This is a genomic window from Pauljensenia sp. 20925_1_34 (assembly GCF_041432775.1).
Classification (GTDB): Bacteria; Actinomycetota; Actinomycetes; order Actinomycetales; family Actinomycetaceae; genus Pauljensenia.
Map to the genome: position 1 here is coordinate 1 of NZ_JAPWAG010000013.1, position 12,568 is coordinate 12,568.

At 66.6% G+C, this 12,568-nt stretch carries 10 protein-coding genes; 7 read left to right on the forward strand and 3 right to left on the reverse strand.

What is annotated here, in order from left to right; genetic code table 11:
* Positions 1-73: 73 nt before the first annotated feature.
* Together O3669_RS06380 and O3669_RS06385 are read right to left on the reverse strand one after the other, a co-directional pair.
* On the reverse strand, positions 74-925 hold the full coding sequence (locus tag O3669_RS06380) for an ISL3 family transposase (protein WP_371524064.1): 852 nt from the start codon (positions 923-925) through the stop codon (positions 74-76).
* Entirely contained in the window at positions 834-1,448 is a 615-nt protein-coding gene (locus O3669_RS06385) for a transposase family protein (protein WP_371524065.1), read from the reverse strand. Before O3669_RS06385 ends, O3669_RS06380 begins: the two co-directional genes overlap by 92 nt.
* Before the next feature lie 828 nt (positions 1,449-2,276).
* Between O3669_RS06385 and O3669_RS06390 the strand changes: the two genes are divergently transcribed.
* Positions 2,277-2,801 (forward strand): NADPH-dependent FMN reductase, encoded by a 525-nt coding sequence (locus O3669_RS06390; protein ID WP_295921077.1) that lies wholly within the window; start codon positions 2,277-2,279, stop codon positions 2,799-2,801.
* Positions 2,802-2,949: 148 nt separating this feature from the next.
* Here the strand turns inward: O3669_RS06390 and O3669_RS06395 are convergent, their stop codons facing one another.
* The gene (locus tag O3669_RS06395; protein ID WP_371524066.1) at positions 2,950-4,773 is read right to left on the reverse strand and encodes a phospholipid carrier-dependent glycosyltransferase; all 1,824 of its coding nucleotides are present in this window, start codon (positions 4,771-4,773) and stop codon (positions 2,950-2,952) included.
* A 153-nt stretch (positions 4,774-4,926) separates the two neighbouring features.
* Between O3669_RS06395 and O3669_RS06400 the strand changes: the two genes are divergently transcribed.
* The 6 genes from O3669_RS06400 to O3669_RS06425 all read left to right on the forward strand — a co-directional run bounded on the left by O3669_RS06400 (position 4,927) and on the right by O3669_RS06425 (position 12,446).
* Positions 4,927-6,066, forward strand: a complete 1,140-nt coding sequence (locus O3669_RS06400; protein ID WP_371524096.1) for a metal ABC transporter solute-binding protein, Zn/Mn family — start codon at positions 4,927-4,929, stop codon at positions 6,064-6,066.
* Complete coding sequence (locus tag O3669_RS06405; RefSeq protein ID WP_371524067.1) at positions 6,066-6,782, forward strand: metal ABC transporter ATP-binding protein; 717 nt, start codon at positions 6,066-6,068, stop codon at positions 6,780-6,782. The genes O3669_RS06400 and O3669_RS06405 overlap by 1 nt, the downstream gene beginning before the upstream one ends.
* Positions 6,779-7,789: a metal ABC transporter permease gene (locus O3669_RS06410; protein WP_371524068.1), complete on the forward strand. Its 1,011-nt coding sequence runs from the start codon at positions 6,779-6,781 to the stop codon at positions 7,787-7,789. Before O3669_RS06405 ends, O3669_RS06410 begins: the two co-directional genes overlap by 4 nt.
* Positions 7,786-8,616: a metal ABC transporter permease gene (locus O3669_RS06415; RefSeq protein ID WP_371524069.1), complete on the forward strand. Its 831-nt coding sequence runs from the start codon at positions 7,786-7,788 to the stop codon at positions 8,614-8,616. The genes O3669_RS06410 and O3669_RS06415 overlap by 4 nt, the downstream gene beginning before the upstream one ends.
* Before the next feature lie 816 nt (positions 8,617-9,432).
* Positions 9,433-10,068 (forward strand): DNA-binding response regulator, encoded by a 636-nt coding sequence (locus O3669_RS06420; RefSeq protein WP_371524070.1) that lies wholly within the window; start codon positions 9,433-9,435, stop codon positions 10,066-10,068.
* Positions 10,068-12,446, forward strand: coding sequence for a sensor histidine kinase (locus tag O3669_RS06425; RefSeq protein ID WP_371524071.1), 2,379 nt, complete (start codon positions 10,068-10,070; stop codon positions 12,444-12,446). The genes O3669_RS06420 and O3669_RS06425 overlap by 1 nt, the downstream gene beginning before the upstream one ends.
* Positions 12,447-12,568 lie beyond the last annotated feature (122 nt).

Consider the following 12,568-nt stretch of genomic DNA (forward strand, 5'->3'; position numbering starts at 1 on the left):
CGCTGAATGCTATCTCTGCTTGCCGAATGCTTGCTGTGCTGATGTCTCTCTCCACGGCGCTTTTACCGGCTCTTCATAGTTGAGTGTGGGTGGAGGCATCTAGGCCTCCTGCGATGAGGAGCATTCGGAGTCTGTAGTTGGTGGGGTTGCGGTAGCCTCTGGCGGTGCGTCTGCCTAGTTCGATGATTCCGTTGATGGCTTCTGTTGGCCCGTTGCTGGCCCCGCCGGTATCGAAGTAGGCCAAGAAGGCGTCCTTCCACTTGCGTAGGGTCCGGCCCAGGCGAGCGATTTCGGGGATGGGACACCTTGGTAGGCTCTCGATGAGACGAGCGGCCAGGCGTCGGCCTTGGGCGGGTGTATCTTGATGGAAGACCTCGCGCACTTGCTGGGCGCAGTGGTAGGCGACTTCGACACTGATATGCGCCTCATCTGCCACGAAGGCCTCACGGAGGCGTTCCTTTTGACGCTTCGTGAGCCGATCACGCGAGGCGCGCAAAAGAAGCCGGATCTGATAGAGGGGATCCCCCTTGCGCCCGCGGTGACCGGTCGTGTCTTGCTGGACGCGGCGACGCACCTCATCGAGAGCGTCGCCAGCGAGCTTGACGATGTGGAAGGCGTCGAGGACGCTGGTGGCGTCTTGGAGCTGGTCGTCGATGGCGTTCTTGTATCCTTGGAAGGGGTCCAGTGTCGCGATCTGGATACCGGAGCGAAACTGTTCGCCGCGCTCTTCTAGCCAGTTCTTGTACACGGTGCCAGACCTGCCTGGGACCAGGTCCAATAACCTTGCCGTGGGGTGGTCCTCCCCGCGTGTCAGGTCCACGATGCCGGTGAGCTCACGGGGCCCTCGTCGGCGTCGGTCCTGGTGATGCCACATGGCTCTCGTCAACCCCCAGCACCCGAACCCCTGCGAAACGGGCGGGGTCATCAGATGCGGCTTGCAGACACGGCTTGATATGGGACCACACGGTATTCCACGTGGTTGCCAGTTGTCGAGCCAGGCCAGCGATGGTGGCTCCTTCGAAGCGCAACTGTCGGATCGCCCAGCGGATCGCCCGGGTCCCCAGACGCGCCCGAGGTGCGCACACCTTCTCGCTGTGCTCCAGGAATGTCACCGTCTGGCAGGTGTGTTCGCGGCATATCCAGCGTCGTTTATGCCACCGGATCCGCACCGGGACCCCGGCCCAGGGCGCGTCGATCACCTCCACCACCATACGACCGTGGCCTTGAGCGATCACCCCACAACCAGGGCAGCCAACCAGCTGGTTGCACGACTCAACATCAAGTACCAGAGCATCTGGGGTGCGAGCCACGCTCATCAGATGGAAGCCCTCCAAACCGACGAGCAGATCACACCGATCACAACGATCAAGCGACGCAGAGCAGCAGCAGGTAGGGTGAGACATTGTCGAGGTCCTTGACGACAGCGGGGGTAGAGGTCCGCTCATCATCAAGGACCTCGACCTCTACCCGCAACCCCCGCTCAACACCCGGTCACCCACACTCAACTCGGAAGAGCCCTTTTACCGGACAGAAGGCCAGGCCGGGAACCCACATAGGGCTCCCGGCCTGACCCACACCACCAACCAACTGAAGCGCCCCCCTTCAAACCCAACCTGCACAGGCGCTGGCTACTCACACGAGCCACCACAGCCCCTATGCGTCCCTCAGGCGCTTCCCTGCGCGACAGTGCGCACCAAATGGTCCTCGGGCCCGATTGGGCCGTGTTAGGCCGGCTACGCGTCGTTGTGGCGCGTGAGTGCTGCTGGTTCGAGCACGCACGCTCGTGACGTCGGTGTCCTCGCACGCTGTGGCGCCGGCGCGGCCTTCAGGCGGGCCGGCTAGGTGGGTGTGCCCGTCGTTGCGCTTCGCTGTCCTTGCTGTCGCGCCTCTTTCGTGCTCGCCGCCGGCCCGCTGTGACTCCTCGCCGCCGATGCGGCGTGTCGTTGCCCTGCTTGCGTACCCCGGCCTCGTACCAAGGCGGACGTGACAGACTCTGCGCCGGCGGCGGGGATGGTGTCGGCTCTATGTCTGACACTTTCGCGCCGACGGAACGTTGTTCAGCTGAAACACTGCCAATGTTGCTGTGACAACAGTTGGACGATAGTCCCATATCGTTTGACAATTCAATGATGGAGATTGCCTGATCAGGGCGTAGTTGTGAGACGCGTCGATAATTTGTAGGACCTGTGTCCTAATCGATAGCCGAATGGGTTGTTCTGAAATGTTGCAGGATGTAACGTACTTGATGTTTCAATAATGCCCCGAACGGAAACGTCATGGCTTCCATTGCTGTCGTTCTCGGTTCCGTTCGCCCCGGTCGTGCGGGCGAGCAGGTGGTGCGCTGGATCGAGGAGCAGGCGCTCCAGGTCGAGGGCGTCAACCCCATCTTCATCGATCTTCGTGACTACGATCTGCCCCTCTTTGCTGAGGAGATGTCCCCCTCGATGCAGGCCCCGACCCTGCCCGAGGCCGTGCGCCTGCGCGCCAACATCGAGGCGCTCGACGCCGTCGTGTTCGTGACCCCCGAGTACAACCACTCGATCCCCGGTGTCCTCAAGAATGCGATCGACTACCTGCCCCCGGCCACCCTCAAGGACAAGGCCACCGCGCTGATCGGCTACTCCTGGTACGGCGGCGAGGCCCCTCGCGCCCACCTCCGCGATATCCTCTCCACCTTCGGCGCCGACGTGCGTGAGCAGGAGCTGGGTATCAACCTCGGCTCGGACTTCGTCGACGGTGCCTTCAAGCCCTCTGACGAGCTGAGCGCCTCGCTTCGCCAGCTCCTGGCCTCCCTGGCCTGAGTGCTGCCCCCGACAGGGGACATGCGAGCAGTATCGACGCGAGAACAACGCTGCGGCGCCACGCGCGGCGCCGCAGACATGACACGGGCGGCCCGGCAGGAAACTGCCGGGCCGCCCGTTCGTCGTAACTGGGAGTCGAATCCAAGGCTCAGATCCACGTGGGTAGCCACATGTGCGAGCGCCAAAACTCGTAGTCGACGACGTCGCCGCGCCACAGGGGCATGAAGTAGAAAGCGCACGCGAGAATCGCGATCGTCAGCGCGGCGGCCAACAAACGTCCCGCGGTCGCGGAGCGCAGTGGTGGGGGAGAGGACGGGGCTGCCCCGGTGATCGTGACGGCATCGGCCAGGAGTGCGACCATCCACGCGACCCCCAGCGCGACGAAGGGCACGAAGGCCACCGTGTAGAACGTGAAGATCGTCCGGTGTGCGTAGGTCAGCCAGGGCACGTACAGGGCGAGGTAGCCCGCCAGGATGACGCCGGAGCGCCAGTTTCGGTAGCGAAGAGTCACGATGAACACGAGGAGGAGTGCTCCAATGCCGATCCACCACAGAACCGGGTTGCCCAGAGCAACGACGTTCGTCGCGCACTTTCCAGAGGCGCACCCGGTGATTGACGCGTCGTTTGACCAGTGGAAAGACGTCGGTCGTACCTGCGCGAGCCACGTGTAGGGGTTGGACTGGTACGTGTGGGGCGTCGTCAGGCCGGTGTGGAATGTCCACATTTCCTTGTGGTAGATCCACAGGTCGGCGAGGGCACCGGTGAATCCGGAGATGCCGGACCGCCCGTGTCCGTGGGCCTGGGGGTGCGTGAACCAGCCGAACCAGGAGGCAATGTAGGTCAGGATTGCGCTGGGGACCATGAGGATGAATGCCCACCACACGTCCGCGATGAGCGCCCCGCGCACGGGCGAAGGGTGGCCGAGCCGCCAACGGTAGGTGACCTCGCGAATGGCGACGAAAAGACCGAGGCAGGCGAGTACGTAGACGCCGGACCACTTCACCGAGGACGCCAGGCCGCACAGGATGCCGGCGGCGAGCAGCCAGGGGCGCCGACCCGCGTTGGGGCCGATCGCGAAGCCGTGTTGGTCGCGCAGGGTGACGAATGCCCTCAGGCTGGCCCAGCCGTGGCGCGGGGCTCCGATGCCGTCCCATGCGGTGAGCTTGCTAGTCAGCGTTGGGCGTGACATCTGCTGGTCCTTGACGACGCACAGGAACGCAGCCAGGGCGAACATCGCGAGGTAGCCGTCGAGGATGGAGGTGCGGCTCATGACGATGGCGATGCCGTCGGTGGCCAGGAAGAGGCCCGCGAGGAGGGTGAGGAGGGGGCTGTGGAAGAGGTTCTGCGCGAGTCGGCACAGGAGGAATACGGTGATAACGCCGCAGATCGCGGTCACGATGCGCCAGCCCACCGGGTCTGTCTGTCCGAGCGCTTCCATGCCCAGGCCGATGAGCCACTTGCCCGTCGGCGGGTGGACGGGGTACCCGCCTTTGGCTGCGAGCCCGGAGACGTTGCCCGCGACGAAGGACGCGTCGTAGTTGTTGGGCCACGTGCCCTCGTATCCGAGTGTGATGAGTGACCAGGCGTCCTTGACGTAGTAGGTCTCGTCGAAGACGAGGGTGCGGACGTTGTCCAGTCCGGTCATCCGAATGATGGCAGCGATGATCGTGGCGACCGCGGTGGCCACCCAGCCGGCGGTCGGGGTGTGCAGGCGGGCTGCCCAGATGTCCCCGCCTGTCGTTGACGAGGCCGGGGCGGGGTCGTGGGGGACGCTGGCCTCGGATGTTTCGTTCTCTCGGTTGGGATTCCCGGGGCTTGGGTCCTCCGGTGCGCCGTCCTCGGGCGTCGTGTCCGCGGGGGACGAGGCCGGGGCGGGCGCGTTCTCGGAGGCGGCGGCAGGGAGAACCTTGCCGTGGGGGTCGGGTGCCTCGACGTCCTGTGGGTTGTCGTGGGTCGTGTTCGTGGTATCCATCGATGCCGAGTCTAGCGGGCTGTGTGGCGCTGTGAGCAATTGCCTGAACGTTTGCTACCGGCTCGTGGGAGGGTGTGCATCGGCCAGGTGTTGAGAATTGTTCTCGCAATGCTCTATAATTTTCGGGTACCCGAAAAATCCGTTGGAGCGATGATGATCCCCTCAACAACCCGCCGCGCGGCACTCGCCATCCTCGGCCTCGCCCTCGCGCCCCTTGCGGCGTGCGCGCCCACCTCCTCGGCACACGGCCTCACAGTCGTCGCCACAACCACGCAGATCTGCGACTACGTCACCCAGATCGCCGCAGCCTCCACCGACCTCTCCCTGGACAAGACCGACGCCTCCGGCAAGAGCTCCCACGTGGGCGCCGCCCCCGACAATGCGGCCCTGACCATGAGCCTGACGTGCCTCCTCGCCCCCAACGCCTCGGCGCACGAACACGAAATGACCCCTGCTCAAACCGCGGCCCTGGCCGACGCTGACGTCATGGCCGTCTCCGGCGTCGACCTCGAGCACTTCCTGGACGACGCGGTTGCCTCCTCCGGCTTCCACGGGCGTATGGTCGTCACCTCCGGCGTCCTGACCGCCTCCGACGTCGACAACCCCGGCGCGGCCGACCCGCAGACCCCCTACACGATCGACCGCGGGATCGAGCGCGTCGAGGTCTCCCCCTGGCCCTTCCCGCCCGAAAATGAGGGCGAGGCACCCGAATTCCGCTTCGACCCCCACGTGTGGACCTCGCCCAAGCGGGCCCGCGTCCAGGTCGAAAACCTGGGAGCTGGCCTGGCCGCCGCCGCACCCGACGCCGCCGCCTCGATCAACGCGGCCACGGCCTCGTACCTGGAGGACCTGGACGCCCTCGACGCGTGGGCGACCGCCTCCATCGAGACTGTCCCGGAGGGCCAGCGCGTCCTGTTCACCTCGCACGACGCCTTCGGCTACTTCTCGGGCGACTATGGGATCCGCTTCATCGGCGCGGCTCTCACCGACTTTAACGACCAGCAGGACGCGACCGCCGACCACATTGCCTCCGCCGTGCAGGCCGTCAAGGACTCGGGCGCCGTCGCGCTCTTCGCTGAAAACTCCAACAATTCCAAGTCCATCGAGGCGATCGCGCGCGGCGCCGGCGTCACCCCCATCGTGGGCGACGACGCGCTCTACGGCGACTCGCTCGGCCCCGACGGGAGCGCCGGAGCCACCTACGTGGGCTCGATTATCCACAACGTGCGCGCGGTGACCGACGCGTGGGGCGGCACCGCCCCGGCGTTGCCCGAACGGTTGGCGGGTCAGTGATGTCTCACCTCGTTTCTTTTGAGGACGCGGCGCTGGGGTATGGCAATACCCCGGCGCTGTCCGGCCTGACCCTCGACGTGGATGGGGGTCAGGCCCTCGCGCTTGTTGGCCCCAACGGCGGCGGCAAAACCACGCTCCTGCGCGCCGTCGTCGGCGGCTGCCAGATCCTGTCGGGGCGCGTGTCCGTCGCTGCGTCGCGCATCGGCCTGGTCCCCCAGAGCGCCGACCTGGACCTGACCTTCCCGGTCAGCGCCTCCGAGGTCGTCACCATGGGCCTGATCGCCGAGGCCGGGTGGGGTCGGCGCATCACCGCGGACATGCGGCGCCGCGTGGGCGAAGCCCTCGAGAAGGTCAACCTTTCCGACCGCGCCTCCCATCGTTTCGGCACGCTCAGCGGCGGGCAGCGCCAGCGCGTCCTCGTGGCCCGCGCCCTCGTCGCCCAGCCCGAGCTGGTCATGATGGACGAGCCCTTCAACGGCCTCGACGCGCCCAGCCGCGACATCATCACCGGACTCATCGCCTCCCTCACCGCCGACGGCGTCGGGGTCGTCGTGTCCACCCACGACCTCTCGCTCGCGCGCGACGTGTGCTCCCGGGCCTGCGTGATCGCCTCGCGCCTCGTGGCCCTGGGCCCCGTCGACGAGGCCCTGGCCCCCTCGGTGCTTGCACGCGCCTACGGGTCGAGCGCCGACGAAGCGATTGCGGCGCTGTCATGATCGCCCCCTACCTGCTGCGCCCCATCATCGTCCTGGGGCTGCTGGCCCTGGCGGTGGGGCCGGCCTCGACACTCGTGAACCTGCGCCGGGCCGAGTTCAGCGCCGAAACCATGGTGCACGGCGTCTTCCCCGGCATCGTGGTGGGCATGGCCGTGGGCGGGCGCGACGCCATCATTCCCGGCGGTGCCGTATGTGCGGCCCTCATTGCCGCCTCCCTGACGGCGGCCTCGCGGCGCCCGCGCTCCTCTGAGGCCACCACCGCCGTCCTGCTGACCGCTTTCTTCTCCCTGGGCATCGTCATCTCCCTGCGCATCGGCGACATGTCCGGTCAGCTCGAATCCCTCATGTTTGGGCGCCTCCTGGACATTACGCCCTCTCGGATGTGGACCAGCGCCGCGGTCCTGGCCGTGGCGGGCCTGCTCCTGCTGGCCACCTGGCGCGCCCAGATCGCCGTGGCCTTCGACCGCGAGGCTGCGGGCGTCAGCGGCATCCCCGTCACCTGGATCGACGTCGCCTTCAACGCGGCGCTCGGCGCGATCGTCGTCGCGGCCTCGACGGCCGTGGGCGTCCTCCTCGTCGTCGGTTACCTCATCGTGCCCGGCGCCTTCGGGCGTCTGCTCGCCTCTGGCACGCGCGCGATGGCGGCGTTGGCCGCGCTGAGTGCGCTGGTGGGCGGCTGGGCGGGCTTTGGTGTCGCCCTGCTGCGCGCGCCCCGGCCCCTGTCGCCGCAGGCCTGCGTCGCCCTCGGCGTGCTTGCCTGCTTTGCGCTCGGCTGCGTGATCCGGAAGCTGCGCGACGCTCCCGCGGGGCGGGACGAGGCCTCGGCCGGCTCTCAGGATTCCCTGACCGCGCGTGAAACAGCGCGTGAAACAGGTGCTGTCGCGGGACCAGATCTGAGTTCCGCGCGTGAAACAGCGCGTGAAACAGGGGAGAGTGCGGGCCGTGAGCGTGAAACAGTGCGTGAAACGTGGGCGTCGGCGCTGCTGACGGTGGGGGAGGCCTCGTGATCCTCAGTCTCCTGCTCGTCCCCGCCCTGCACGTCACCCTGATCGGCGCCCTCGGTGGCCTCGTCGGGGCGTTCGCATACCTGGACAAGCGCATCTTCTTCGCCGAATCCGTCACCCACGGCACCTTCCCCGGCGCGGTCCTCGGCGTCGTCATCGCCGCCGCCCTCGGCCTGGGACACTCGGGCATGTCGGCCGCTCTCTACGTCGGCGCCTTCCTCGGAACGATCCCGCTGGTCGCGCTGATGCGATCCCTCGCGTCGATCCCCGGCATCTCCAGCCAGGGCGCCGCGGGCATCGTCCTGACCGCCGGATTCGCCACCGGGTACTTCCTGGCCACCTGGTTTAAGCCCCTGCCCCTTGCGGTCAGCTCCTTCCTGACCGGATCCGTCATGACCGTCTCGCCCGCGGACGTCGCCTGGGCGGGGGCCGTCCTCACGGTCGCGCTCGCGGTTGTCGCCGCTGGGCACCGCCAGCTCCTGGCCCACTGCTTCGACCCCGCCGACCCCGGGGCCGCGCGCGGGGCCTCTCGCAACGAGCGCATCATCCTGGGCCTCATCCTCGCCGCCGTCACCGTCGCGATCCCCGCCGTCGGCACGATTCTGTCGATCGCCCTCATCGCCGCCCCCGCCGCGGCAATCGCCCCCCACGCGCGAAGCTCGCGCGCCTTCCTCATCGCCTGCCCCCTCCTCGGTGCCCTCGTCGGCCTGGCTGGCTTGGTGATCGCCGTGCCCGCGCGGCTCAGCGCCGGCGGTACTATCGCTCTCCTGTGCGCGGGCGCCGTCCTGGCCTCACGCCTGCCCGGCTGGGTGCGCGCGAGGAGCGCGTAGCACGTGCTGAGCGGAGACAGTGCAGCCGTCGCGCGTTCTCCCTATTGGAAACCGGCAGGTATCCGACAGGGAGAACGCGTTCAGGGTTATCGGCCGATGCGCGCGCGGCTGGCATCTCCTCGAGATCCAACTGATGCGGAGAATCAGTCGGTCGACGGATCGACGTCCCTAGCGATCCGCGACTGGCACAGAGCCACGCCCCAGGCGCATGGCATCGGTGCCGTGGGCAATCAGCCGCACTGCCAATTGCAGTGTGGGCAGCGGTAGTTCTGCGCGTTGAAAGTGACGTAGAAGACGCCCGAGCAGTGCGAGCACACTCGTCGGATGTTCTCATTGCCACGCGGACTTGCGGATGCGACGTACGTGAACATCGTGTGATCACCTCCTTTCGTGATACACACGATACAAACCGGGGCTCGCGGCGCGACGGGCAACGAGAGAAATGTACTAGTACTTGTACAGCAAGTGTTCATCGCGGGTCCCTAGTCGGGGAGGCGCCGTGGTCCGCCAACCTCCGGAGCGGCACCCGACGCGGATGATCGCTGAGGCCATCCGGCCTCGTCCCCGAGCGCAGTGTATGAGCAACAGTCATCCATCACCCCTCCAAATACCCAAACAATCGCTATTTTGTGCGCTCAGTGCGTGTTGATGCTTCCCCCACCCACCGCGCCGCTCACAAGAAGACCCACGCGGTTGTCGCGACGAAAAATGCCACCTGACCAGCGGTGTTGGAAAAGCGTTCCTGGGCAATTAGACTGAGAAAAAAATACGTCTTAGCCCGGTCAATCAGACCCAGAAGCGCGGGGAGGCACGAAGATGAAAACCGCTGCACAGATCGTGGTCATCGACGATCACCGCGTCGTCGGACTCGGCGTCAAGGCAGCGTTCGAGGACCAGGGGGCCGACGCCTCCATTGCCTGGTCGCCGACCGTTCGCGAGGCGCGGTGGAAGCGCGGGCAGGTCGCCGTCCTCGACCTGCGCCTCGCCGACGGCTCCGCCCCCGACACGAACATCGCGTACATCAACGGATACGGGATCCCCGTGGTTGTCTACACCTCCGGCGACGACCCCTACCTGGTGCGACGCGCGATCGCCGGCGGTGCCCTGTCCATCATCCGCAAGAGCGCGCCACCCGACGACCTCGTCGAGGCCGTCCTCGCCGCCGCCGACGGCGTCACCTTCCCCACCCCGGATTGGGCCGCGGCACTGGACGCCGACGAAGATTTCGTCGCAGAACACCTCTCAGACCTCGAGGCGCACATCCTCGCCCACTACGCCTCCGGTGAGAGTTCCGCCTCCGTGGCGCGTGCCCTCAGCGTCTCCAAAAACACCGTCAACACCTACATCGCCCGAATCCGCGGTAAATACAGGGAATCGGGACGCCCCGCCGAATCGCGCGTCGACCTCTTCCGACGCGCAGCTGAAGACGGCCTCGTCAGCTACTACGACTAATGCACCCGCGCGACCTCGGCCCCTACGCGCTGCACATGCAGCGCCTCCTCGTCCTGACCTGCGTCCTCGCAGCCATCTTTATCACCATCATCAGCGGACCCCAACTGGTTCCGGTGGGGCTTTCGCGCGCTGAGCTCGTGCAGTGGGTCGTCTACTCGCCGAACCTGATTCTCCCGCTCTGCGCCGGAGCGTGCGCGCTCGCCGCGATACACAAAGCGGTGACCACACGCAAGCATACGCACACGTGGACCGATACCGGCTGGTTCGTGCTCATGCGCCTGTACCTCGCGTGCTACCTTGCGCTCATCGTCGCGTGCACGATCCTGCCAGCCATAAACCTCGGATCCCCGGTGCCCCCGGTGTATTTCCACGCCATCGCCTCCGACACGAACCCGATCCTGGCACTCTACCCACTCGCTGCGATCAGCTGCATCGCCGTCCTGCGCGGACGCTACACGGCCGCCTACCTCAGCGCCATCGCTCCGCTGCAGATCATCGTCATGATGAGCGCCAACCCCGACAACAAACTACTCGAAACATCGGTCGGCCCCCTCTTCTTCCTGCTCACCGCCATGGCCAACGCGGGAATGCTTGAATGGACCCTCATGATCGTGCGCGGCCTCGACCAAACCCGCGCCAACGCCCGCGACGCGGAGCATGCGCTCGCGGGAGAGCGCGCCCAGGGGCGTGCACGGGCGCGTAGCAACGGTCTCATCCACGACTACGTGCTCTCGGCTCTGATTCTCGCGTGCAAACGAGGCATCGACGACATCGAGGTGCGCGCGGCAGCCCACTCCGCGCTGTGCGCACTCATCCCCGCCCCACCCTCCAACGGGTTCATGGACGCTACACAGATGCGGGGAGCATTCGAGGCCCTCGTGCGTCCCGGGAACACGCGCTGGAAGCTCGCATGTCACCTTCCTGCAAAAGGCTGGCAGATCCCCGCCCAGGTGGGCGCCGAGGTCGTCGCCGCGACCCACGAGGCACTCAACAACGTTCGCCTCCACGCAGGATCCGACACCTCGGACCCGAGCCAGCCCGCGCGCTGCCGCGTCGTTGTCTCAGCCGGGGCGGATTCCATGCGCGTGACGATCACCGACACGGGACAGGGCTTCGACCTTGAGCGCCTCGCCGAGGGGCGACACGGCGTCCGGGGTTCCATCGTGAAGCGGATGGAGTCGGTCGGTGGCAACGCAACCCTGGCCTCGAAGCCCGGCGGAGGCACGCTCGTGACCCTGGAATGGCGCGACCCCCAGAGTCGACGCTTCCGGCCGCGGCAGGCGATTCGCTCCGCGTTCGCGTGGCGGACCCGCGCGGGTACGCGCGACAAAGACCCGTCGCGCACCGCGTGGGATTCGCAGGTCCGCGCGGCCGCAGAGTCGCGCGGAGCGCGGCTGCTTGTTCTGGTCGGCGTTGTGTTTCATAGCTATATGGTGGCGATCGAATTCAGCCACGGGGCCTACTCACATAGGGGCCCCGTCATCCTCTCCCTCGCGATCATGGCGGTCGCAGGAACCCTATTGGTGGCACCGTGGCCCGACCGCGTGCCCCCGAAACTCGTGACCTGGGGGAGTGCCGCTGTGATCGGTGTGTCCAACCTGCTGGTGCTCATCCCGATTCGGGGAGCGTCCGCATGGCCGGGCTGGTCCGGGTGGAGCGCGGGCGCATCGATGTTCCTCGCTGTGCTGCTCCTCCTGCGTCAGCGCACGGCCGAGGCCGTCGTTGGCTGCGTCGGCTTTGTGGTCGCAGTCGCCGCCTGGGTTGCACTCTCAGGTAGGCCGCCCGGCCTCGTCTTTACCTTCACGATCGGCCACATCATCACGTTCATGTTCTGGTTTGCTCTCGTGTCGTGGTCGGGCACCGTGACCTCCGCGATCGAACGAGCCCTCAAAGCCGAGGAGCAGGCGCGCCTGGAGAGGGAACTGCAGGTGAGCATTAATTCGGCCATGGCGGTCAAGCTCGCCGACGTGTCCGTTCGCGCGCGCAGGACCCTCGAGGCGCTCCGGGATGAAGAAGTGACACCTGAGATCGCCATGGAGGCGCGCCTGCTCGAGGCGGAGCTGCGCGACGAGATCCGCGCTCCCTTCTTCACCGGAACCGCCGCCGTGGAAGCGGCGCGTCGCGCGCGAGGACGAGGGGTCGAGGTCCTCCTGCTCGATGACCGCGGAGGCGAAGGTGTGCGTGGAACCGGGGAAGGGGACGACGACGCACTGTGTTCGCTCATCGTGTCGCGCGCAACCGCCGCACTTGACGAGGCCGTGGCCGGGCGCGTCGTCGTGCGGGTGTGTCCCGCGGGCAGACGGTGGGCCGCGACGATCCTCACCGACGCGGGGCTGGCCGTCGTGGAATCGAAGGCGGCATCGACGAGCGTCTGTTGAGTGGGGAAACCTCGTTCCATCACTGAAGCACTACACGGTTACTGTGTATAACTTGTGATATTTGCGACACTGTGGGGTGTGCGTTGGGGGATACTGGAAGTGTCCTCTGATGGAGGGCGATT

What these genes read in the sequence shown, in the direction of transcription:
- O3669_RS06395 (WP_371524066.1), bottom strand. Translation starts at nt 4,773, where the DNA reads ATGGATACCACGAACACGACCCACGACAACCCACAGGACGTCGAGGCA.
- O3669_RS06405 (WP_371524067.1), top strand. Translation starts at nt 6,066, where the DNA reads ATGTCTCACCTCGTTTCTTTTGAGGACGCGGCGCTGGGGTATGGCAAT.
- O3669_RS06400 (WP_371524096.1), top strand. Translation starts at nt 4,927, where the DNA reads ATGATCCCCTCAACAACCCGCCGCGCGGCACTCGCCATCCTCGGCCTC.
- O3669_RS06425 (WP_371524071.1), top strand. Translation starts at nt 10,068, where the DNA reads ATGCACCCGCGCGACCTCGGCCCCTACGCGCTGCACATGCAGCGCCTC.
- O3669_RS06380 (WP_371524064.1), bottom strand. Translation starts at nt 925, where the DNA reads ATGACCCCGCCCGTTTCGCAGGGGTTCGGGTGCTGGGGGTTGACGAGA.
- O3669_RS06385 (WP_371524065.1), bottom strand. Translation starts at nt 1,448, where the DNA reads ATGATGAGCGGACCTCTACCCCCGCTGTCGTCAAGGACCTCGACAATG.
- O3669_RS06410 (WP_371524068.1), top strand. Translation starts at nt 6,779, where the DNA reads ATGATCGCCCCCTACCTGCTGCGCCCCATCATCGTCCTGGGGCTGCTG.
- O3669_RS06390 (WP_295921077.1), top strand. Translation starts at nt 2,277, where the DNA reads ATGGCTTCCATTGCTGTCGTTCTCGGTTCCGTTCGCCCCGGTCGTGCG.
- O3669_RS06420 (WP_371524070.1), top strand. Translation starts at nt 9,433, where the DNA reads ATGAAAACCGCTGCACAGATCGTGGTCATCGACGATCACCGCGTCGTC.